This is a genomic window from Paenibacillus rhizoryzae (assembly GCF_059686995.1).
Map to the genome: position 1 here is coordinate 15,934 of NZ_JCAALT010000002.1, position 22,471 is coordinate 38,404.

A 22,471-nucleotide genomic window follows, 5' to 3' on the forward strand; every position below is an offset into this window, starting at 1 on the left:
TAATAATTTGGTATGAACCAATTCCATCCCAAGGAGGCTGTTTATTAATGGCACAAGAACGCACAGGCGTTGCTACTCTTAAAGGCAACCCGCTAACTCTGATTGGCCCAGAACTGAAAATCGGTGATCAAGCTCCTGATTTCCAATTGAACAAATCGCTTGTTGAGGTTGTTTCCTTGAAAGACTTCGCAGGCAAAGTGAAACTTGTCAGCGTAGTGCCTTCGATTGATACAGGCGTTTGCGATGCGCAAACTCGTCGTTTCAACGAAGAAGCAGCAACTCTTGGCGAGAACGTAGCTGTACTGACAGTAAGCGTAGACCTTCCGTTCGCACAAGCTCGTTGGTGCGGTGCTGCAGGCGTCGACAAAGTTGTTCTTCTGTCGGACTACAAAAACAACAATTTCGGCGAAGCTTACGGCGTATTGATCAAAGATCTTCACCTGGATATGCGCGCGATCTTCGTCATCGACAGCAATGACACGATTCAATACGTGGAAGTGCTGAGCGAAATGACGGAACACCCGAACTACGAGAATGCGATTAATGCAGTGAAAGCACTCGTATAAGCTACATATCGATCCGCATATGACAAAAGCGAGGCAGGGACTCCCTTCCTCGCTTTTTCTCGTTATTATATGCCGGTCGTTTTATATTGAGCCAGCTTCTTATCGAGAGTCCGATAAAGATCAATAATGATTCGGTAATTGGATCCAAGATCTCCGAAAGAACCGCGCGACGCGGAATAAATGTCCACCGCTGCTGTAACAGGATTCACGTTGATAACGGATACCGTAATATCCATTGTACGGCCGGTTACCGTACGTTTCTCGAGTACGATCTCACCTACGGATTGCACTTCATGAAGCACCTTGTAGCCTTGCATCTTCTTTAGTGTAGAGACAACCTCTTCCCAAGCTCTCTCCCGTGACAACTTGTAATAATGGGATTTCAGTAACGGATCTTTCGCTTTATCGCCAGTCAATTCATGACTGCGCAGCAACCCGATAAGGGACCGCTTCAAAGACAAAGGTAATCTCCCCCTCCAACTTCTATGTACGCTAAGAGATATCATAACATAGTTTCTAACATAAAAAAAAGGGGTTGCCCCCTTTTCGCTTAAGTAAGTAACCCGCCATGCCGTCCGACTTGCTTGTTTCTGAACCCGCTCTCGCAGGTGGGTGGCCGCAGAAACGTTTTTGAGATCCCTTTTCGAGGGCCTGTCAGCTGCGTTTCAATTGAGTCTCCCTTAATACAGCCATTGGTTCAAAACAAGTTATAAGCCGTAACGCACATCGCAGGATGTATAGTTATTATAGACGTAACAGGGGTAAAAGTAAACGTGACACCTGCCGCTATTTAATGGAGCTTTGACCTTCTTCTGTATGTGGCAGGAATGCTTCATCTTCCAAACGTTTGCGTTCTTCCTCGGCTGCTGCTTCGGCTGCTTTCTCCGCTTGCAGTTGCAGCTTCATGTAGATCGCATAGAAGTTCCAGAAGGCGATAATCGCCACTACGCTGCCGGTAAAGAATGGAACGAGGAACATCAGTTTCGGCGAACTAAAGCTAATATAAATAACGAAGCCGCACATGATGACTGTCGAGAGCGACCGGAACGGTCGTCCGATTGTAAGCAGCAGCGCGTTCTTAAGCAGCTGCAGCGTCTTCATATGATAGTGAACAACCATCGAGAAGAAATTGAACAGCGATACAGCCAGCAGGGCAACAAGGGCTACGAATAAATAAGATACCAGCTGGAACGATTCCAATTTCACCAAGTATACACGGAAGTCCACAATGAGAATCGTAAACAGAACCACATACAAGATTCCGCCTATCATGCTTTGCACATAGCTGTCCTTATAGTTTCTAAAGAACGTGCGAAGGAGCGGCGCATCTACCTCACCCATTACCCATTTACGGGCAACCGCAAACATAGCCGCGGTAGCCGGAAACAAAGTGAACGGAGCAACGATGCCGGAAACGATGAAGTAACTCAGCATTTGATCGCTGTTCTGAGCGAATAACACAGGGAGCAGTAAAATAATAAACGGCAAGGAACAAATGATCCATAGCACGTTTGTTACCGATAAGCGCATAATCCATTCCGAGATTTTATAAAACCCGCCCATCATGCCTCTCATTTCCATTGTAGCCAAGTCCTCCTAGCAAGCGATTTCATTTTATACTACGTTAACTATAATATAGACAGCCCAAGAAGCCAACGCCCATTTTCGGGAATGTGGGCAGGCGTCTAAACGACATTCACCCAAGCGCATACCATATAGTGTTATCACACCCAAGACAAATGCCGAGGAGGACGTCGCTAATGGGTAATATGGGTCATGGGTCTCACACTAGTGCCGCAATGATACTTGTTCTGTTCATTCTTCTTATAATTGTCACGAAAGGCTTCTTCTGACAGGATATAACGAGATAAAAAAGGGGCTCTATTTATCCGATTGCTCGGCTAAACAGAAGCCCCGGTGTTATCCTTGCTTATTCGTCAGAGGATGGACGGGAACGGCGAGCTTCGCCGCGGCCTTTGTTGTCACGATCACGGTTGTAGCCGCCGCCGCTGCTGCTAGTGCTGCTGCTGCTTGAGCTGCTGCTGCTGCGATTGCCGCTGTAGCCGCCACCGCTGCCGCCATAACCGCCACGGCTGCTGCCGCTGCTTTCGCCGCGTCCGCGAGGACCGCTGCCGGAACGATTACCGCCGCCGAATGGTCCGCCGGAGAAACGACGTCCACTAGTACGTACATCCGGTCTGCGTTTCTTAGCGCGAATCGGATCTTCAGGCGTAAGTTCGATGTTAATATCTTTCTTCTCGCCAGTGATCAATTTAATTGCTGCTGCCAGCAAGTTAACGGAATCATATTGCTCGAGCAATTGAATTGCAATTGCTTTGAATTCATTAACTGCCTCGCCTTCCAGAGCATCCAGAATGCGCTCAGCTGTTACGCGTTGTTTGCCTTCAATTGCTTCAGCGATGCTAGGCAATGGCTTCTTCGCGATTTTGTGACGCGTCACTTTCTCGATGAAGTGCATGTGATCCAGCTCACGCGGCGTTACGAACGACCACGCTGTACCTTCTTTGCCAGCACGGCCGGTACGGCCGATACGGTGTACATAGCTCTCCGGATCTTGCGGCAAGTCGAAGTTGATAACATGCGTTACGCCCGAAACGTCAAGACCACGTGCTGCAACGTCTGTTGCTACCAGCACATCGATGCTGCCGTCGCGGAATTTACGCATAACGTTGTCACGTTGATTCTGGGACAAGTCGCCATGCAAGCCGTCTGCAGAATAACCACGCTTCTGAAGGGCTTCGCTCAGCTCATCTACACGGCGCTTTGTACGTCCAAAGATGATTGCAAGGTCAGGTGATTCCATATCAAGCAAACGGCTCAGTGCATCAAACTTCTGACGCTCATGAACTTCGATATAAGCTTGTTCAATCGTTGGTGCGCTGACTTGTGTTGGGATTACCGACACATGCTCAGGCGATTGTAGGAATTGATCTGCCAGTTTACGAATGTTCGGAGGCATTGTAGCCGAGAACAGCATCGTGTGGCGATTAGTCGGTACCAAGGAAAGAATGGAAGTGATATCTTCCATAAAGCCCATATCCAGCATTTCATCCGCTTCATCCAAGATAACGGTTTGGACATCATCAAGTTTGATTGTTTTACGGTTAATATGATCGAGCAAACGACCAGGTGTACCGATGATGATTTGCGGGCGTTTCTTCAATGCGCGGATTTGACGACCGATCTCTTGACCGCCGTAAATTGGCAATGAACGTAGACCTTTGTAACGTGTAAGCTTTCCGATTTCTTCCGAAACTTGAATCGCAAGCTCACGGGTCGGGGTCATAATTAATGCGACGATACGCTCTTCAGTAACCGGGATCTTGTTGACAAGCGGGATCCCGAAGGCGGCCGTTTTGCCCGTTCCTGTCTGAGCTTGCCCGATCAAGTCGGTGCCGGCAAGCGCAATTGGAATGGCTTTCGATTGGATTGGGGTAGATTCCTCAAATCCAAGCTCAGTAATGGCTTGAAGAACCTTAGGTTCTAAGCCGAATTCAGCAAATGTTTTCAAACTGTTTCAATCTCCTTCTATCTGCATCCTACAGAAAATATACAGTTTATTATAGCACAACTGTATTTCTGAATACCAGCAAGCACTAAATACATATACTAGCATCATTTATTGCATTAGACAACTTCCAACTTTTTTTGTTAAACTGCTACCTGTTGATTATACTCCGCCGAGGTGAACTATTTTGAGAACTTCACGAACTGCAGCAACGACTTTGATCAGTGCTTTGCTGATCGCTTTTGGCTTTAACCAGCTTCTGATTCCGCACAAAATGATCAGCGGCGGCGTATCCGGCATTACGATGATTGCTGGGTATGCGACCGGCCTAAACATTGGCTGGCTTTATTTTATTCTAAATGTGCCTATTTTAATCTGGGGATGGCGCGTTCTCGGCTTGCGATTTGTTGGCTGGAGCGCGTTCTCGGTTGCCGCAACAACGCTCTTCATGCAGCTTGTTCCGGTTAACGCGATGGTTGAAGATTTAACGCTTGGCGCAGTCTTCGGCGGCGTCGTGATCGGTTTCGGAAGCGGACTGGCTCTTCGCGTAGGCTCCTCCTCCGGAGGCTTCGATATTATAGCGGCCATTATTACTCGCAAACGCGACTTATCGGTCGGCATGCTGATCTTCGTCCTGAACGGGACTGTTATTGCCGCGCTCGGCATGCTGACCAAAGACTGGGATATCGCGTTATTCTCCTTGCTGTCGATCTTTACAACAGGTAAAATCATCGACCTTATTCATATTAGTCATGTGAAAATTACCGTCTTTATTGTAACAAAGAAAACAGAAGAAATGCGTACAGCCATGATTCCCCTTATCCGGGGCGTTACGGTTATCAAAACACGCGGGGCTTACACGAATGCAGAGAATGACATGCTGATGACGGTGACCACTCGCTTCGAATTGAACCAGCTGCGCAAAATCATTCAAGACACTGACCCGCGTGCTTTCGTCAATATTGTAGAAACGGTCGGCGTAATGGGTGAATTCCGCAAGCCTTCCCTTTAATTTGCAAAACGGGCATCGGCTAATATGGAAATTCTTTGCTCAACACTAGGTTTTTGAATTCGCTGCTGTTATAATATAGCTATCCCGTTGTATTTGTTTCGTGCCATACGTTTTACCCTCCATTACGATGAAAGGGTGATGCTTCATGGATATGGAAACGGTCAGACTATTACAGATTGTGGAAAAGCTAGCACCGGAATTAGTGCCTTTCCTCACGGAGCGGGAATTGAATTTGAATATCGTGCTGCGGGATGGACTGGCATTGCTGGAACCTGAGGACGCGATGGAGATTGTGCAGCAAAGCATTTGTGAGCATCAAAGAGAAGTGCTTTTGCAATAGATCCGCCCGAACGAGAAACGAGAAATCGGTTCTCGTTCTTTTTTTGCTTCAACAAAGGGGCTACATCCCCCCTCCTCTGCAATTTCTAGCAAATTCCTACAAAATACCTCTGTGCCTCCATCCCAAACTGAATTATAATTTTACTGACTTGGCAGATGGGGAGAGAACTGAAATGGATGTTATAGTTTCTACATTGTTATTGTTGTTTCATGTCTTAACCGGATCGGATACGCAAGCAGGTGCGCAATCCGCTTCTACCCACCAACTGCTCGCCACAATTGTTGCTGCTCCGAACTCACAGCAGCCGAATGGCCCCGGAGGAACGACCCAGCCGGGAACGAACTCGGGCACGGGCGCAACAACGCCCGATGGTTCGGGTTCAAACGCAGGCACCGAATTCGTGAAGCATGACCCGCAGCCGGATGCCCCTGAAGTGAAGGGCATTTATGTAACGGCTCACAGTGCCGGCGGCGCTAGAATGGAATCGCTGCTGAAGCTGCTCGATGATACCCCGCTAAACAGCATGGTCATTGATTTGAAAGATGATAACGGCTACATTACCTATCCCACCACCAATCCGGAGCTGCTTAAGCTCGGCAAACCAAAGAAGTACATCAGCAATATCAGTCAAACGATGGAGCGTCTGAAGAAACATGATGTCTACCCAATCGGAAGAATCGTAGTATTTAAAGATACGGTATTGGCCAGAAGCCATCCCGAGCTTTCCTTCTTGCGCAAGGACGGATCGATTTGGGAGAATGGCAAAGGCGACAGCTTCGTAAACCCATATATGAAGGAAGTATGGGATTACAACATTGCCATCGCGAAGGAAGCAGTGAAGCTTGGGTTCAAAGAAATTCAGTTCGATTATGTCCGCTTCCCGGAAGGCTTCGAGAAGAAAGCCGACTCCCTGAAGTTCGAGAAGAACAAGGATACGCGGGTGGATACGATCGCTGCGTTCGTGAAATATGCGAAGTCCCAGCTTGAGCCGCTTGGCGTTCGTGTCTCAGTGGATATATTCGGATACGCGGCTTCTGTACCGGCTGCAGAAGGCATCGGACAAGATTTCGTGAAAATCTCGAAATACGTGGATGTTATCGCGCCGATGGTTTATCCAAGCCATTACAGCACAGGCTGGTTCAAAGTAAAAGATCCGGATAAGGATCCCTATGCAACCATCAAAGGCGCCATGGCAGATACGCACAAGAAGCTAGACCCGATCGGCTCCTACAAACCGATCATCAGACCTTGGATTCAAGACTTTACCGCAAGCTGGCTAGGCAAAGGGCATTATATTAAATACGGCAAGGCCGAAGTGGACGCGCAGATTAAAGCATTGCAAGATTCCGGCATTCATGAATATTTATTATGGAACGCGAACAATCGTTATACGGCGGACGCCAAGTTCTAACAACTAAAAACGCTCTGCAAGCCACACTCGGAACAAATTCCGGCATGGCTGCAGAGCGTTTTTTGCATGCTCAACTCGCGATTGAAAGCTATTTGCGCAGCTTCGCTGCCAGTTGTAAGAAATAAGGCACCGTGCGATGAACACGGGCTACCACATCTACAGAGGACGGTGTCCCGTCAGCTTCAAATTGGCGTGCCGCACCGCCGATGGAGATCCATTCCGGGCAGTTGATTCCATGCATGTTACGGACCATGGCTTGCATCTGCGTAAGCGAGCTTACCCCGACCGCACCGCCGGCAGAGCAGACGGACAGAACGGCTTTGCTGTCGAAATGATCGCCGCCGAGGAAATCAAGAGCATTCTTCAATACGCCGGAGATGCTTCCATGATATTCAGGCGTGCTGAGCACAATAGCATCGCTGTGGAACGCGGATTCGCGCAATGCCGCGAGGTTCGCATTCGAATCCTCGTGTGTGCCATAGAACGGCAGCGGCTGCTTATGCAGGTCGAATACCGTAACCTCATGGCCTTCCGATTCCATAAACTTCCCAATATATCGAGATAATTTCGTGCTTGTCGATTCCGGACGATTGCTTCCCGCGATAATCGTAATGCGCATAAATATTCCCCTTCCAAATTCTACTTTACATACATAATAGTATGTTTTGTATATTTGGTCAATAAAGGAATTTACGATTGGGGAATGAGGTAACCAGAACCGACTTCAGTCCGTTTCTTCTCCACGATGGCAACCGACTTCAGGACAGGCATTTTGATATAATGCCGCGCAACATGGCTCTCTACGAACGAGAATGCTTTCTCATCCGAATCCGCGAGCAGAATCAGATGCGCCGAGGTATCTTCCATTTCGATTTCGATCTTGTACAAGAACATTAGTCCATCCTCCTCATGATTAATAGAAAAGCCTTATACGGGCAGTCATTCGGGTCCATTCTCCCCGGCAGCTGCTCATATAAGGCTATAAGTTCATTTATTGAGATAAACGAAGAGCCAGGTTGTAGAGATCCATGTTGAACGGTTTCTTCGTGTTTACTACTTTATCGATGTCTGTCACGACCAGCTCACCGCGGATAATGCCGCAGCCTTTGCCGGAGTCGCCTTCCATCAGCTTGCGCACAGCAAAGTCGCCGAGCTGGCTGGCAAGAATTCGGTCGTTGTGCGTTGGCGTTCCGCCACGCTGAATATGACCCAGAACCGTAACGCGAGGCTCCATTCCACAACGCTCCGTGATGCCTTTACCGATATCTTCGCCGCTTGCCGCGCCTTCAGCAACAACGATGATACTGTGACGCTTGCCGGAAGCGAAGTTTTCCTTCATGCGGTTTGCTACTTGATCCAGATCGAACGGTACCTCCGGTACGATGATCGTTTCTGCACCGCTCGCCAAACCAGCATACAGAGCGATATCGCCGCAATGACGGCCCATAACCTCTACGATCGAAGAACGTTCATGCGACGTCATCGTATCGCGCAGCTTGTTGATTGCGTCAACAACGATGCTAACCGAAGTATCAAATCCGATGGTATAATCGGTAAACGGAATATCGTTGTCGATCGTACCCGGCAACCCCATTGTTTTGATCCCCAGCTTGCAAAGCTTGTTGGCACCTTGGTAGGAACCGTCTCCGCCGATGACGACGAGCCCGTCAATTCCGCGCTCGCGCAGTACTTCCGCGCCTTTCTGTTGGCCTTCCGGCGTCAGAAACTCTTTACAGCGAGCTGTTTGGAGAATGGTGCCTCCACGCTGAATGATATCACCTACACTGCGAAGATCCATTTGACGAAGATCATTATTAAGCAGGCCTTGGTAGCCGCGTTGTACACCGTAAACTTCAAGTCCATGATATAAAGCACTACGGACGACAGCGCGTACCGCCGCGTTCATACCTTGCGAATCTCCACCACTAGTTAGAACGGCAATTGATTTTACTGCTGACATTGCAATCCACTCCTCTATACTCTTTATCTGTGCTTTCCTTGTTCATATCCTTATTTAAATTGACGCAATCGAATAACAACGCTGTTTCCCCAGAAGAACAACCGCGTGAGCGGGCTCTTCTTCATGAGCCGTTTCGAAACGAGCTGCACGTCCTTCTGACCCCGCACTTTGGGATCCGACAGGTATAACGCGAGCAAACCTTCGATTACCATACGGTGAAACCTCGGAGCAGGCAGCCCGCTCACATCTTGGCGCGCACCTTCGACTATGTCGCCGATTCGTGACACCAGTTCGCTTTGATTGGCATAGTAATTGCAGAAATTCAAGTCTCCGCCAATCCGATCCTCTTCTTGGTCGATCAAATAATCTAGCATAATGTGAAGACCGCAAACATGGGGGAAATAGCCGTTTCGAACTTGAAGCGCTTCTTCGCTGCCGCATCCTTCATCTGAAGCGGCAAGAAACAACATAAACATGCCAAGTGTAGAACCTGTTGCCGCGCCAAACTCGTTCCACTTGAAATGCGGAGCAAGTAGGCGATGCCGCTCCCACCATGCAAGCAATGCCGGCTCGCGTTTCTCTTTGACAATATGTTTGTGAACTTGCAGGTCACCATATAGTCCAACAAGCTCTGTTACATAAGGCTGTACAGCCGAATAAGACGGCAGTTTCCTTATACAGGCTTGACATGTACGGACCAGCTCATGCAAATAACCCCCGTCTTCGCGTTCTGTCCGCAATGCATAATAATCACGCAGCGGCGCGCTCGGGTCTACGGCATCCAGCATCGATTGATGAAGCAACCGGAAATCATCCGCATCCAGCGAAGTACTTCGGTCACACAAGTTGTCCAAATAATCACTGATCGTCTGCAAAGCAACGATGAGCGGCACGAGCACATCCCTGCGCTGCAAGTTGGCGGCGGCGTAAATGCCTCCTCCTTCACAGTGAAACTGCTTGCTTGTCATACTGGCAATTGCTTGTGTTCGCAGTTCATCATCGGGAATTTGCTCGGCAATCGAACGCAATCTTGCAAGCTCGGCTCTAACTTCCGGCAATACGTATTTGTAAACCCGGTACATTAATCGAATAGGTGTTTGCGGCATTTGGCGGGCCAAAGCTGAAAGTTGCATCGATATGCGCCCTCCTTCTTCCACTCCGCTTGTTAGGAATGGCGCTTATTTTCAATTTCTTGATTCATGCGGTACCAGATATGTAAATCATTAATCCGGCTGGCCAATTCGGCAATATCGGAGTTAATGGTACATGAACGCTCAAAGTTCTCTTCCTCAAACAGCTGAATCTGCTTTACGTTAATTATCGCTTCAAATGCCATGACGCGATCAGGAATCGTCCCGCGAATAATCTCCCATTCTGTCACAATGAACGTGCGTTCCCTCTCACTGTACATGTCCCACTCCTGATGGAGGGTCGGAAGCGGGATTCCAAGCCGGTCATTCCAACTAAAAAATTGGTTCACGTCTCAAAACCTCCATCAAATAATGTACCATTTCATAGAGTACAAATCCAGCGCGAAAACTTGTTCGCCATATGCTATACTTGGGTACATATCGCTTGCAAGGAGAACGAACTATGGGGAAACAGCCAGGCTCCGTGTCGATGAGACAGCTATGGCGTTTTTTTTTGCCGCTAGGAATTTCAGCCTCTCTCGTAACTATTTCACATGTCATTATCAATAGTACACTGGCACATGCAGCCAATCAGAAAGTCGTCATCGCCAGTTATGCAATCGCGATGAGTCTGCTGATTATTACGGAAAGACCCGCCGTCTTGCTTCGCCAGACATGCTCGGCACTGGTGCGCGATAAGCAATCCTTCCGCGCGATGCTGCTGGTCGGCCAGCTTGTATTCGCATCCATTCTGGTACTCGGGATGATGATTTGCTACTCGCCGCTTGGCACCTGGATATTCGGAGGATTATTCGGAGCGGATGATGAACTCGTTCCGCATATTCTCGATGTCTATCAAATTCTCATGTTCGTCAGTATTTTCTCAGGCATCCGCTGTTTATATCATGGTGTCATTATTTATAATTTACGCACCAAGTGGTTAACGATCGGCATGGCGCTGCGTCTGGTCGGGATGTACGGCATTTCCTTGTATTATATGAATAAAGGGGTTACAAGCGGTACGGTTGGCGCTGTGATTTTCCTAGCGGGGATGATGATCGAAGCATTGGTAAGCTATTTGGAAGGCTCTTCGTTGGTCAAACAAATGCCGGAGAAAGCAGAGAAACATGCCGTTCAGAATTTCAGGCAAGTATTCTCCTTCTACCGCCCGCTGCTGCTCTCCACGTTAATTGCAGTTTGGATCGGGCCTTCTATTAATATCCTGCTTGGCAAGACGAGCGACGCGGCATTGTCCATTGCCTCCTTCGCGCTTGCAGCTAGTCTCGTGCAGCTCACCTTAAGCTTCTTTACTTATTTCCATCAAATCGTACTTAACTTCTATAAAATCGATCCGAAAGCCGTCCGTAAATTCACGCTGCTGCTTGGTTTCATCCCGACGCTGCTCGTCACGCTCCTCGCATTCACGCCGGCAGGTGAATTCATCGTCGGCCATGTCATGGGCGTTGAAGGAAAGCTGAAGTCGGAAACGATCCGTGCCATGCAGCCCTTCATTCTTCTCGCTCTGGCGCTGCCTTGGCTGGATGTCGGCAATGGCCTCATTATGGTGCGCGGACAGACACGCATCATCTTAGGATCACAATCCGTGAATCTATTGTTCACGGTATCAACCTCAGTCCTGTGCATCCTATTCACACCCGGCTGGAATGGGTCAATCGGAGCATGGGCACAATCGATTGGGGCAGCAGCAGAATGTCTGTTCATTGCTGTTGCGATCAGGCGAGTCGGACATGCGGACAAAACGATGTCCAGGCAAGCAACAGATTTGGAGTGAATTCATCTTGGGCTCAATACGTTCAAACCTAAACAGCTCTTCCGCCGATAATGAGCAAGCCGTTTCCAAGGCGGGCTCGGTGTCGCGGGAAGTGTTCATGCTTCGATTCTTTATGTACATTATCTACACCACGCAAGCCCTTGTTGTCTCCTACTTCCCGCTATACTTCATGGATCGCGGGTATACGGCAGGTCAAATCGGCATTATCTATTCAATCGGCCCGTTCGTTTCGATCTTTGCAAACATCATCTTCGGCACTGCAAGCGATCGTTATCGTACCATTAAGAAAATAATGTCGCTTCTCATGTTCGGACAGCTTGTCATGGTTTCGCTGCTATTTACGACAGATGCCTTCGTCATTGTCTGTTTCATTATGCTGGCTTTCTATTTCTTTCAGACACCGGTCAATCCGCTCAGTGATAGCCTGATTCTGTTATCCAGCCAGTTTACGTCTAAGCCCTACGCGCTCATTCGAGTGTTCGGTTCGCTGGGCTTTGCGTTCTCGGCTTTTCTAGTCGGACAGCTGCTCAAAGTAACAGGAACTGCGGCGACAATTCCACTGGCTGTAGGTTCGATCACGCTTGCCCTGCTGCTCTCCTTTACCCTTAAAGATTATCAGGGAACGAAGCGAAAAATCGAATTTGGCGGATTTCTTAAACTCATTCGCAAGCCCAGCATACTAAGCTATTTCGCCATCGTTCTCGTCGTTTCCATAGCGCATCGGATGTATGAAGGGTTCCTAGCCGTGACGATGCGGGAAATGGGTGCGGATAACTCCCTTGTCGGCATTGCGTGGATGATTTCGGCCATCAGCGAAATCCCTGTCCTCTTCCTGCTCGGCAAGTACGGCCATAAATTCAAAGAGCTTCCCCTGCTGGCCATCGCCAGTCTGATGTACGCGCTGCGATTCTGGCTCATCAGCGAAATTTCAGAGCCGATCTGGATTATTCCGATCCAGGCGATGCACAGCATTACATTCGGCATTTACATGGTTACGGCGCTGCGTTATTTATCATCGATTATCCCGGATGAGTTCCGCTCCTCCGGGCAGGCCGTTTATGCGATCGTCTGGAGCGGCTTTGCCGGTGCAATAAGCGGGACGGCCGGCGGCGCAATCTTCGAGCAGTTCGGCAGGCCGGCTTTCTTCCACCTGGCCATGGCGCTTGCACTGGTCGCAGCTGTTGCATTCCTCGCAAAACATTACATTGACCGAGATGCTTAATTGTTTCCAAAAAATAAGCCCCATCGCAGCCAAGCTGCAATGGGGCTTTGTATTGAAATCTATTCTTCGTCCGACAGTTCGAAATTGACGTAAACGTCTTGTACATCCTCGTTATCCTCGAAAGCATCCATCATCTTCTGCAGCTTCTCAGCATTTTCGCCTTCAGCTGCAACCGTGTTTTGCGGCAGCCATTGAACGCTTGCTGATTCAAACTTATGTCCGAGCTTCTCGAGCTCAGTCTTAACAGCTTCGAACTCGTGCGGATGCGTGATGACTTCAAAGCTTTCCTCATTGACGATAACATCCTCGGCTCCGCCTTCGAGCGCCTGCATCATCATCGTATCCTCATCCGTGTCCAGCTCTTCCCGGTTAATGACGAGCAGTCCCTTCTGATCGAACATATAGGATACGCAGCCACTCTCACCCATGTTACCGCCGCGTTTATTGAAGATCGAGCGAACATCGGCAGCCGTACGGTTGCGGTTGTCCGTCAAACAGCGGACCATGATCGCAGTGCCGCCCGGGCCGTAGCCTTCATACATGATTTCTTCATACTCTACGTTATCGTTGGCTCCCGCAGCCTTTTTGATAGCACGTTCAATGCTGTCTGTCGGCATTTGCTCGGCACGGGCTGCCGCAATTGTATTCTTCAGGGCAAAGTTCGACTCCGGATTCGGGCCGCCTTTGCGTGCATGAACGTAAAGCTCTCTTGCGAGCTTAACGAATTTATTATTTTTAGCCTGATCGGCCTTCCCTTTACGGTCCTTAAACAATTTGAATTTCATAAGCTCTTATTCGCTCCTTAGCAGAGGTAATATAAATTCCAATCATCAGTTTATCATCTTGTCCATGTTGCGGTCAAAGGCCCGCAAACAAATAAAAAAAACCCAACATCGAAATGTCGGGTTTATCTATAGCATTTCCTTATGAGAAGCTTCCCGGTGGAAGCTGCATAGCTTACAGTTTGGTAACGTTTGCCGCCTGCGGCCCGCGATTGCCTTGTGTAATATCGAACTCTACGGATTGACCTTCATCCAGCGACTTGAAGCCTTCGCCTTGAATTGCGGAATAATGAACGAACACGTCCTCGCCATTCTCTACTTGAATGAAACCATAGCCTTTTTCTGCGTTAAACCATTTAACTGTTCCTTTCAAATGAACAACCTCCTAAAAATGAGCGCGACCGTAAAACCGGGCGACTTGCTTTATTATACACTCGATGGCAGTTATTTGCAATTAAACATTGACAAAAAGGACAGGTTGTGGTAGAGGAAACTATAGTTGCTTGACCAGTTTCTTCGCGATGGTCGCTCTGATTTCATTCAGAAGGGCCACGGAAGCATCGATTTCCACTTTTCTCGTCGACACACTTTCTACACTGCAGCCGAGCGGAATCCCTTTCTCCAATCCGAAATCGAAGATTTCTTCAAACATGCGGTGTGAGAGCATAACGGATTTATCTAATATGTCATTGGAATGCTTCAAATCATTCTCCAGCCATTTCGGAATGCTGATGCCAAGCCATTTCATAAATTCCAGCGTCTTCGGCGATCCGCAAGGCGCAAGATTAATCAGGATCGGAACCATGTCGATTTCCTGATCTCTGCAGTAATAATAATAATCCGACAGGAAATTCTTAGTCGCTTCAATATTGTACGTGGCCTGCGAGATGAAGAATTGGCAGCCGCTGTTCATTTTCTGGACCACCCGGAGATGCTCATCGTTCTTCATCGTATGTCTTTCCGGTATAACGACACCGCCGAAGGTTAAGTTTGGATCCATCCGCTGACTTAAGTTATAAGCCTCCGGAAGACGCATACTCGTTGCCTGCTTGCTTGAAGAGGCTCCCACATATACCGAGAAGCGATCTTGATCCGATTCCGCCTGCAGCCATTCCGAGAACTGATTCGCAGAATAGTTGCCTACGCAGCGATAAATGATTTTGGGAACCGCTAATTGCTGCAAATACTCATTGCTGTATAACGTGGGATCAACTGTCCGCAGAAACGGAAACGGCCGATCCTGATCGATTCGATCGCTCTCCTCCTGAACATCGTACAAGATTAAGCCATCTATTTGTAATCCAGCCAGCCGCTCCATTTGCTTCTGCGCAATTTCGGCGATTTTATCCGGCGGATGCGATTCCTTAGGCGGTGTCATGCCATATGTAATGATGCCCGGTTCTTTTCTGAGAATTCGTTCTCTAAGCAAGCTATCCACTTCTCCACTTCCTTCGACTATATAATTCACAAGATGTGCTTCGATCTCATAGTAATTCGCGAACGAAATCCGTTTATCCTTTTCTCCCCCGAAAGCCGCTGAATTTGACAGCATGCGACCACGAAATATTTGATTTCTACCCTATTTTATGGCTATCATTGTATGAAGCATCAAGCTATTTACAGAGAGGGATGGTCCTTATGTTTAAAAAGGTTCAAATTTATAAAACAGATAAATACAATATGCTGAATGTTGAAGTACAAGGCAAAACACTGATTGTTCGCGAGATCAACGATCAATGGGGCGAAGAATGCCATACGTTCGTAAGCCGCCCGGAAATGCTGCATTGGGCTGAGAACCGTTTCCGTCCATCCGATTTCGCGGGCCGCGAAGAAGAACTCGAAGCCATTATGGAAGCCTTCAGATCCGTCTAAAATCCAGACTCGCAAGCAGGAGGAAAATTCATCCTGTTTATCGAACATAACCATGTACCAACCTGCATAGGTTGTGCGGAGGGGAGCTACATATAAGTGGATAAGACATCTACGATTATATTCATCATTGCCGCTTTTTCACTTGGAATCGTCATCATCATGCAGCGGAATAATATTCCGGCCAGCATGCGCAGAGGACTTGCCATCGCAGCGATCGTATTTATTGCATTTGCCTTTTTCCTGATCGTGTACAATTTGACAACGATGGGGACATAAGGAATCGACTGCCGGGCCAAACTAGAGTCACAACCTTTCAGGGAGCGTGACTTCTAGCGTGAAATGGCTGCCGATTCTATTATCGCTCTCACTGCTGCAAACCGGTCAAGCTAACGTCCTGCAGCGTGAAGCACCCCATTCTGCTGATTCCGCCACATCTACCAACCATCATGCGAGGAGGGTTCCCATGAACCAAGTACCAAAACGCTCCGAAACCCCAGCTGAGCACCGCTGGCAGCTGGAGGACATTTTCGCGGATCAATCCGCATGGGACAAGGAATATGCACAAGCGAAAGAGCAGATGAAGAAAGTAGAAGCTTATCAAGGCAAATTAGCTGACCCTGCGCAGCTCAAAGCTTGCTTCGAGCTTGAGGACGAGCTTTCGCTCAAAGTAGAGCGACTCTATGTGTATGCAAACATGAAGCATCATGAGGACACGGCAGAGCCGGGCTTCCAAGCACTCTCCGACAAATCGAAGAAGCTGAGCGTCGAAACAGGCGAAGCGCTCTCCTTCATTACCCCTGAGGTGCTAAGTCTCTCCGATGAAGCACTTCAAAGCATGATTAATAATGCCGATCTCGCAAAGTACCGCCATACGTTAGAAGAGATGAGCCGTCAGAAGGCCCATGTACTCTCCAAATCCGAAGAAGCACTGCTCGCTCAGGTCGGCAACATTAGCCAAGCACCTGGCACTATCTTCAGCATGCTGAACAACGCCGACTTGAAATTCCCGAAAGTGAAAGACGAGAATGGCGAAGAAGTGGAATTGTCCCATGGCCGTTACATACAGTTTCTTGAGAGCAAGAACCGTGAAGTGCGCGAAGGTGCTTTTAAAGCGATGTACGACACGTACGGCAAACTCAAAAACACGCTCGCTTCGACGCTTAGTGCGAATGTAACGAAGAACTTGTTCTATTCCCGCGCTCGCAAGTACCCTTCTACGCTCGAAATGTCGCTCTATGGAGACAACATTCCGAAAGAAGTGTATACGAATCTCATCGGTACCATTCATAAGTATCTTCCGCTCATGCACCGCTATATGGAGCTGCGCAAGAAGCTGCTGAAGGTTGATGAGCTCCATATGTACGACTTGTTCGCACCGCTTGTTGACGAGTTCAAAATGGACATCACCTTCGAGGATGCGAAGAAAACCGTCAGCGAAAGCTTGAAGCCGCTGGGCAGCGATTATTTGTCGGTGCTGCAGGATGGATTCGATAAAGGCTGGATCGACGTATACGAGAACGAAGGCAAACGCAGCGGCGCTTATAGCTGGGGCGCTTACGGCACACATCCTTACGTGCTGCTCAACCACAAGGACAACCTGAACAGCATGTTCACCTTGACGCACGAGATGGGCCATGCGCTTCATTCCTATTATTCCGACAACAATCAGGATTACCGTGACGCGCAATACACGATCTTCTTGGCCGAAGTGGCCTCAACGCTCAATGAAGCGCTGCTCATGGATTACATGCTGAAGAAGTCGACCGATCCGAAAGAAAAAATGTACCTGCTGACTTACTACGCCGACCAGTTCCGCACAACGGTATTCCGTCAGACGATGTTCGCTGAATTCGAGAAAATCATTCACGAGCGTGCCGAGGAAGGCGATTCCTTAACGCCGCAGGAGTTCAGCAAAATCTACTACGACCTGAACAAGCTTTACTATGGCGAAGGCATGGTCATTGATAAAGACATCGAGATGGAATGGGCTCGTATCCCGCATTTCTACACCAGCTTCTATGTGTACAAATACGCAACGGGCTTCTCCGCCGCAACCAGCTTCTCCAAGCAGATTCTCGAGGAAGGCGCTCCGGCGGTTGAGCGTTACCTTGGCTTCCTGAAGAGCGGCGGCAGCGATTACTCCATCAATATTTTGAAGAAAGCCGGCGTCGATATGTCGACTCCGGAACCGATCGAGCAAGCGATGAGCGTGTTCGAACAATTAATCGAGCAAATGGAGCAGCTGACTTCTTAAGCTCTGTTGCGAATAGCCCGATAACGAGAAAGAGCAGCCCAACCGGGCTGCTCTTTCTCGTTGCGCGGTACTTACGGCTGGGACGGCGTCCGCAGCGAGGCAAACAATTCGGTCGCTTCGGCGAACGAAGACACCGCGCCTTCGAGGCGTTGTAGGAGCTCCTCATCCAGCTGCAGTCCGCCTGCTTCCGTCTTCTTAATTTGTGAATCTACTGCATAAACGCCGGCGGAGACATGACGCGCATACAGCGCCGAAAGCACCGGTTTAAGCGCATAATCAATCGTGAGCAAATGAGCAATCGTTCCGCCAATGAACAAGGGCAGCACAACTTTCCCTTCCAGACCGGTCTGCGGCAGCAAATCCAGATAAGTCTTAAGCACGCCGGTGAAGGAGGCTTTGTACACCGGACTTGCTACGATCACAGCATCCGCATCTGCAATCTGCTTATTCGCATCTTTAATGGCTGAGCTGTCCCAACGAGCCAATATGAGATCCTCTGCCGGAAGCGAAGCCACATGCAGTGTGCTCACTTCCCATCCAAGCCCCAGAAGTTTAGCTTCCGCGTAATCGGTCAAACCGTTCAAACGAGAAATCGGATTCGGACTTCCTGAAATTATAACTACCTTTGGCATTTCAGCTCACACTCCCGTTTTACGCTATATTTAACTTGCTTGCACAGGCAATCCATCTTATGGAATTAGTATACTAACAGAATTCCGATATGTAAACTGTGAATAGTATAAAAATAATCCGGGAGACTTGCCCCTAGTTAGAGGCAGTCTTCCCGGATTGAACCCTTTATTTCGTTTGTTCCATTTATTTCGCTTCGGGCGGGTACAAAATAATTCTTCCCTCTTCCATCTCCACCCGCACTTTATTCTTCTCTTTGAATTCTTCCGCCTGCAAATACGAAGCAGGTATCTGGAGACGTCCTGCTTTGTCGATAACGGCATACTCCACATGGCTCTCTTCGGAATCGAAGATGCTGCCGTTTGCAAGAGCAGCAAGCTCCTCCGCATACGATTGCCGTCTAATGATCTCCGAAGATGTTTTGCCGTCGCGGATCGCTACAACGCGGTCAACCTTACGCGCTAACAGCGGATCATGCGTAACGATAACGATCGTAATGCCCATTGTGCTGTTCAGTTCCCGGAACAAGTCCAGAATTTGATTGGACATGCGCGTGTCGAGTGAGCCGGTTGGTTCATCCGCTAGCAGCAGCTTCGGCTCGTTCGCAAGCGCAATCGCGATGGCTACCCGCTGCTGCTCACCGCCGGAGAGCTCGCTCAGCCGGTTCTTAATGCGGTGGCTTAACCCAACCGCCTCCAGCAGCTCGAGCGCCCGCAGCCGTTTACCTCGGCCTTTCAGCAGAATCGGCAGCTCCACGTTCTCCAGTGCAGTCAAATACGGAATGAGGTTGCGCGCGTTGCTCTGCCATACGAACCCAACCGTTTCCCGTTTGTATTTGACCAGATCGCGTTCCGTAAATTTAAGCAAATCCTTACCGTCTACAAGCAGCTTACCGGCAGAAGGGCGATCAAGCCCTCCCAGCATGTTCAGCAGCGTCGATTTACCGCTTCCGCTGTTGCCGATAATCGCCATCAGCTCACCGGCTTCGACATGAAGGTCCAGTCCTTGCAGAGCTACGACCTCCAAGTCATCCGTCTTATAAATTTTGACAAGCCCGTCGCAATGAATCATGTCTTATTCCTCCCCAAGCTTCAGCGCTTGCGTAATTTTCATACGCGAAACCCGAATGCCGAGCACGGCTAGCCCAATTGTCAGCATAACGCCTACGACGCTGTACAATTGCACATAATCGCTTAGCTGACGGACAATCTCAAATGGCGGCACTTGATCCGAAGCGTTGAAGGACAGCTGGAACAGCGGAACGAACTGATTGCTCACCGCATTTCCGATCAGTACCCCGAATAGGATTGCTGCCGCTGAAGTTAACAGCTGCTCGCTTAGCAGCATGCCGATAATCTGCATAAACGAGATCCCCATCGCTCGTAAAATACCGAATTGCAGCGTCCTGCCCGATAACGTAAGCACCCAGAACAATAGGAAACCGAAGAAGCTGATCATCATCGATATGACAAAGCCGAGCGTCATCACACCGTTAATCGCCAGTCGGAACGGATCGTTCTTCGAGCGAATCAGCAGCTGATTGGCATCCACAAGCTTCTCCACCGGTATTTCTTTCTTCTCCAGGTCTGCGTATATGACCGAGCTCGTTGCGCCTTCTTTCAGCTTAATCCATACTTCGTACGGTTCAAGGGCAAGATGGTTCTGAATATACGACAGATGGCCGACAATCAAATTCGGCAGCCTTACATTCGGATCATCCTGGTTGCCGGACTGCGGCAGCGGATTCCATCCCGGCCAATAATCGATAATGCCGTAAACGATGAAGTTCGCACTGTCGAGCCCTGCCCATTTGGCTGAGATCGGGTCACCTGCCTTCACCTTGAACTTGTCAGCAATGGATCTCGAGATGAGCACCGCCTTCGGGTTACTCGCAATCAGGTTCAAGTAGCTGTTGATCGGATACTCCAGCAGTCCGCCGCGCATCCAAGCTACTTTGCCGAACTCAAACGTATCGATCCCGTATAGGGATGTACCGCCATTCTGCCCGTTAGCGGAGAAATTGGCATCATCCTTGCGGAATACCCGCGCTGCAGTATCCACGCCGGCAAGCTCGGTCATCGTAATGAACGAAGGCTCCGTATACGTAACAACCTTCGGAGCTTGAACCGCTCCTGCGTCATCCGCATTGACCATGGCCGGCATGCCTGCCGGCGCCGGAGGCGGCTTGTCATTATCCCAATGCACGGACAATTGAATATCCGAGCCTGTCGTGTACTGAATCTTATCTTCCATATTCCCGTTGATTGTACGTGCCGCATTGGCGCTGAAGAGCCCCATTGCCACAGTCATAATCAGGAACACCTTAATCGTTAAATATTGCGATGAAGAACGGCTGATCTGCAGCAATGTGGAATACAGCGCAGGCGTCCACCATCTTCGGCCGATCCAGAACACCAGCTTAATCAGCCACGGATAGATGCGAAGAATGAAGAGTCCCGTCCCCAAGCTGAACAGCGCCGGCATGAAGAACAGCAGCGGATCCACTTGGATCGCATTCGGGTCCAGTGCGAGCGCCTTCAAATCGGCCATCCGCTTGTTAAAACCATAAAGCATATAGATCGCAATCCCAAGTAAAACAATGTCTATGCCTGTTTTGTGCCAGAAAGACATCTTGTTGGAGCGCGCCATCTGCTGTTTATGACCTACAATTGAAATCCGCGTAGCCAAGAATGCCGGAACCAGAATGAGAATGATCGAGCCGATAACGGCAGCACCGGCAATTTTATACGATGTGCTATTGAGCACGACATCCAGCGAGGAGCGCTGCACGAACTCCAGGAACCCGCTTGAAGCACCTAAAATTTTGGTGAAATAAACGCCTATGAATGGACCGACCGCAAGGGCTAATATACCAAGCAGCAGGCTTTCGACCAGAAACACGAGCATAATTTGCATACGGCTTGCACCGCGGCTGCGCAATACGGATATCTCAGTCTTCTGACGATCGATAATCAGATTAGCTGCCATATACAAGTAGAATGCAAGCATGAACATTACCGGTGAATATAAAGACCAGAGCATAATGTCCAGCTTGTCTTTCTTCACCGTATACGTAGCGATCGGATTCTTAGCCGGCATATCTACCGACGAAATGCCAAGTCGCATGTTGAAGTAGTTGTTCATGGCTGTAAATTGACCCAAATACGTATCGATATGGTCGATATTCATCTGCTCATAGTTAAGCGAATACTGCCAGGAGAGCACCGATATTTTCAACAAGCCTTGATTCTCAATAAAATCATGGTTGAATTGCTTAAAGGGAATATAGAAGGATGTATTATACGATTCCACATTGAACTGGTCGTACGCATTGTCCTGCTTCGACTCCACGATCCCTACCGGAATAATGTGCAGCTGCTGACCGGTATCCTTATTCGTATAAACGAACTCATGATCGAGATCACGCTTGAGATCGATAATAAACTTCTGCGTGACAAGCGCTTCATAGACACCATCGCTGCGGTTCGCATCCGGCATCCGTCCGTCAAGCAGATGCACCCGCTTCTCGATATCCGAGACGGTGCGAAGGCTTCCCGTCACGCTCATTTCTTTCTTCTCGCGCTCGGAGGCATCCACTGGTAAAATCTTGAACGATTGTGTCGCCCTCGACATGATATACGACTGCGAATCCAGTCCAAGGCGCTGCGGTGCATTGTACATATACCGATCCGCTTTGCCAATGAGACTTCTGATTTCGTCAAAGGTTCTTGTGCCGGAAACCGAAGTAGAGGCTCTTAGCGAGCCCGGATAGACGTTCTGATCCTTCTGAAGCTGTTGAAGCTCTTTATATAACGTGCGCTGCAAAATCGCATGCGAGTATAGCGGCATGGAGCTGAACAGCGCTACGCAGATCGTAAGCCCAAACCATAAGTTAAGCTGCAGCCAACGATTCTTCGCCATTTTACGAAAAATCATCGTCCAGATTGCCATTGGTTCACCTCTTCTCTTCT

At 48.9% G+C, this 22,471-nt stretch carries 24 protein-coding genes and 1 other RNA gene; 10 read left to right on the top strand and 15 right to left on the bottom strand.

What is annotated here, in order from left to right:
• Window positions 1-47 precede the first annotated feature (47 nt).
• The gene (gene tpx, locus AC6ESO_RS05385; protein WP_494818573.1) at window positions 48-566 is read left to right on the top strand and encodes a thiol peroxidase; all 519 of its coding nucleotides are present in this window, start codon (window positions 48-50) and stop codon (window positions 564-566) included.
• Window positions 567-631: 65 nt separating this feature from the next.
• Here the strand turns inward: tpx and AC6ESO_RS05390 are convergent, their stop codons facing one another.
• The 3 genes from AC6ESO_RS05390 to AC6ESO_RS05400 all read right to left on the bottom strand — a co-directional run bounded on the left by AC6ESO_RS05390 (window position 632) and on the right by AC6ESO_RS05400 (window position 2,147).
• The gene (locus AC6ESO_RS05390; RefSeq protein WP_494818572.1) at window positions 632-1,027 is read right to left on the bottom strand and encodes a DUF1499 domain-containing protein; all 396 of its coding nucleotides are present in this window, start codon (window positions 1,025-1,027) and stop codon (window positions 632-634) included.
• Between the two features lie 95 nt (window positions 1,028-1,122).
• Window positions 1,123-1,304: non-coding RNA, 6S RNA (gene ssrS, locus AC6ESO_RS05395), on the bottom strand.
• Window positions 1,305-1,352: 48 nt separating this feature from the next.
• On the bottom strand, window positions 1,353-2,147 hold the full coding sequence (locus AC6ESO_RS05400) for a DUF624 domain-containing protein (protein WP_494818571.1): 795 nt from the start codon (window positions 2,145-2,147) through the stop codon (window positions 1,353-1,355).
• A 179-nt stretch (window positions 2,148-2,326) separates the two neighbouring features.
• On the opposite strand from AC6ESO_RS05400, the gene yjcZ reads away from it, so the two are divergent.
• On the top strand, window positions 2,327-2,419 hold the full coding sequence (gene yjcZ / locus AC6ESO_RS05405) for a sporulation protein YjcZ (protein ID WP_494818570.1): 93 nt from the start codon (window positions 2,327-2,329) through the stop codon (window positions 2,417-2,419).
• A gap of 77 nt (window positions 2,420-2,496) precedes the next feature.
• On the opposite strand, the gene cshA is transcribed toward yjcZ, so the two are convergent.
• Window positions 2,497-4,098: a degradosome RNA helicase CshA gene (gene cshA, locus AC6ESO_RS05410; protein ID WP_497090521.1), complete on the bottom strand. Its 1,602-nt coding sequence runs from the start codon at window positions 4,096-4,098 to the stop codon at window positions 2,497-2,499.
• Window positions 4,099-4,279: 181 nt separating this feature from the next.
• Between cshA and AC6ESO_RS05415 the strand changes: the two genes are divergently transcribed.
• From AC6ESO_RS05415 to AC6ESO_RS05425, 3 genes are all read left to right on the top strand, one after another.
• Window positions 4,280-5,107: a YitT family protein gene (locus AC6ESO_RS05415; RefSeq protein ID WP_494818624.1), complete on the top strand. Its 828-nt coding sequence runs from the start codon at window positions 4,280-4,282 to the stop codon at window positions 5,105-5,107.
• 145 nt (window positions 5,108-5,252) lie between these two features.
• Window positions 5,253-5,447 (top strand): hypothetical protein, encoded by a 195-nt coding sequence (locus tag AC6ESO_RS05420; RefSeq protein ID WP_091220662.1) that lies wholly within the window; start codon window positions 5,253-5,255, stop codon window positions 5,445-5,447.
• Window positions 5,448-5,619: 172 nt separating this feature from the next.
• Window positions 5,620-6,858, top strand: coding sequence for a putative glycoside hydrolase (locus AC6ESO_RS05425; RefSeq protein WP_497090522.1), 1,239 nt, complete (start codon window positions 5,620-5,622; stop codon window positions 6,856-6,858).
• 88 nt (window positions 6,859-6,946) lie between these two features.
• Here AC6ESO_RS05425 and AC6ESO_RS05430 read toward each other — a convergent pair whose 3' ends face one another.
• From AC6ESO_RS05430 to AC6ESO_RS05450, 5 genes are all read right to left on the bottom strand, one after another.
• Window positions 6,947-7,477 carry an NADPH-dependent FMN reductase gene (locus AC6ESO_RS05430; protein WP_497090523.1) on the bottom strand — a complete coding sequence of 177 codons (531 nt, stop codon included), beginning with the start codon at window positions 7,475-7,477 and terminating at the stop codon, window positions 6,947-6,949.
• A 71-nt stretch (window positions 7,478-7,548) separates the two neighbouring features.
• Window positions 7,549-7,752, bottom strand: a complete 204-nt coding sequence (locus AC6ESO_RS05435) for a DUF3906 family protein (protein ID WP_497090524.1) — start codon at window positions 7,750-7,752, stop codon at window positions 7,549-7,551.
• 97 nt (window positions 7,753-7,849) lie between these two features.
• Complete coding sequence (gene pfkA / locus AC6ESO_RS05440) at window positions 7,850-8,818, bottom strand: 6-phosphofructokinase (protein ID WP_494818565.1); 969 nt, start codon at window positions 8,816-8,818, stop codon at window positions 7,850-7,852.
• Between the two features lie 50 nt (window positions 8,819-8,868).
• On the bottom strand, window positions 8,869-9,951 hold the full coding sequence (locus AC6ESO_RS05445; protein ID WP_497090525.1) for a tetraprenyl-beta-curcumene synthase family protein: 1,083 nt from the start codon (window positions 9,949-9,951) through the stop codon (window positions 8,869-8,871).
• Between the two features lie 32 nt (window positions 9,952-9,983).
• Entirely contained in the window at window positions 9,984-10,298 is a 315-nt protein-coding gene (locus AC6ESO_RS05450; protein WP_494818563.1) for a hypothetical protein, read from the bottom strand.
• A gap of 113 nt (window positions 10,299-10,411) precedes the next feature.
• Here AC6ESO_RS05450 and AC6ESO_RS05455 point away from each other — a divergent pair, with 113 nt between their 5' ends.
• Both AC6ESO_RS05455 and AC6ESO_RS05460 read left to right on the top strand, forming a co-directional pair.
• Entirely contained in the window at window positions 10,412-11,740 is a 1,329-nt protein-coding gene (locus AC6ESO_RS05455; protein WP_497090526.1) for a multi antimicrobial extrusion protein MatE, read from the top strand.
• Window positions 11,741-11,747: 7 nt separating this feature from the next.
• On the top strand, window positions 11,748-12,962 hold the full coding sequence (locus AC6ESO_RS05460) for an MFS transporter (RefSeq protein WP_497090527.1): 1,215 nt from the start codon (window positions 11,748-11,750) through the stop codon (window positions 12,960-12,962).
• Between the two features lie 59 nt (window positions 12,963-13,021).
• On the opposite strand, the gene AC6ESO_RS05465 is transcribed toward AC6ESO_RS05460, so the two are convergent.
• The 3 genes from AC6ESO_RS05465 to AC6ESO_RS05475 all read right to left on the bottom strand — a co-directional run bounded on the left by AC6ESO_RS05465 (window position 13,022) and on the right by AC6ESO_RS05475 (window position 15,182).
• Window positions 13,022-13,747 (bottom strand): YebC/PmpR family DNA-binding transcriptional regulator, encoded by a 726-nt coding sequence (locus AC6ESO_RS05465; RefSeq protein ID WP_494818560.1) that lies wholly within the window; start codon window positions 13,745-13,747, stop codon window positions 13,022-13,024.
• 172 nt (window positions 13,748-13,919) lie between these two features.
• Entirely contained in the window at window positions 13,920-14,117 is a 198-nt protein-coding gene (locus tag AC6ESO_RS05470; protein ID WP_090981718.1) for a cold shock domain-containing protein, read from the bottom strand.
• Window positions 14,118-14,237: 120 nt separating this feature from the next.
• Window positions 14,238-15,182 carry a methylenetetrahydrofolate reductase gene (locus tag AC6ESO_RS05475; RefSeq protein WP_497090528.1) on the bottom strand — a complete coding sequence of 315 codons (945 nt, stop codon included), beginning with the start codon at window positions 15,180-15,182 and terminating at the stop codon, window positions 14,238-14,240.
• A 200-nt stretch (window positions 15,183-15,382) separates the two neighbouring features.
• Between AC6ESO_RS05475 and AC6ESO_RS05480 the strand changes: the two genes are divergently transcribed.
• From AC6ESO_RS05480 to pepF, 3 genes are all read left to right on the top strand, one after another.
• Complete coding sequence (locus tag AC6ESO_RS05480; RefSeq protein ID WP_494818558.1) at window positions 15,383-15,616, top strand: hypothetical protein; 234 nt, start codon at window positions 15,383-15,385, stop codon at window positions 15,614-15,616.
• 96 nt (window positions 15,617-15,712) lie between these two features.
• Window positions 15,713-15,892: a hypothetical protein gene (locus AC6ESO_RS05485; RefSeq protein WP_494818557.1), complete on the top strand. Its 180-nt coding sequence runs from the start codon at window positions 15,713-15,715 to the stop codon at window positions 15,890-15,892.
• Window positions 15,893-16,079: 187 nt separating this feature from the next.
• Window positions 16,080-17,870: an oligoendopeptidase F gene (pepF, locus tag AC6ESO_RS05490; RefSeq protein WP_497090529.1), complete on the top strand. Its 1,791-nt coding sequence runs from the start codon at window positions 16,080-16,082 to the stop codon at window positions 17,868-17,870.
• A 71-nt stretch (window positions 17,871-17,941) separates the two neighbouring features.
• Here pepF and ssuE read toward each other — a convergent pair whose 3' ends face one another.
• The 3 genes from ssuE to AC6ESO_RS05505 form a co-directional block, all read right to left on the bottom strand.
• Window positions 17,942-18,502 carry an NADPH-dependent FMN reductase gene (gene ssuE, locus AC6ESO_RS05495; RefSeq protein ID WP_497090530.1) on the bottom strand — a complete coding sequence of 187 codons (561 nt, stop codon included), beginning with the start codon at window positions 18,500-18,502 and terminating at the stop codon, window positions 17,942-17,944.
• Window positions 18,503-18,686: 184 nt separating this feature from the next.
• Complete coding sequence (locus tag AC6ESO_RS05500) at window positions 18,687-19,571, bottom strand: ABC transporter ATP-binding protein (RefSeq protein ID WP_497090531.1); 885 nt, start codon at window positions 19,569-19,571, stop codon at window positions 18,687-18,689.
• 3 nt (window positions 19,572-19,574) lie between these two features.
• The gene (locus tag AC6ESO_RS05505; protein ID WP_497090532.1) at window positions 19,575-22,451 is read right to left on the bottom strand and encodes an ABC transporter permease; all 2,877 of its coding nucleotides are present in this window, start codon (window positions 22,449-22,451) and stop codon (window positions 19,575-19,577) included.
• Between the last annotated feature and the right edge of the window lie 20 nt (window positions 22,452-22,471).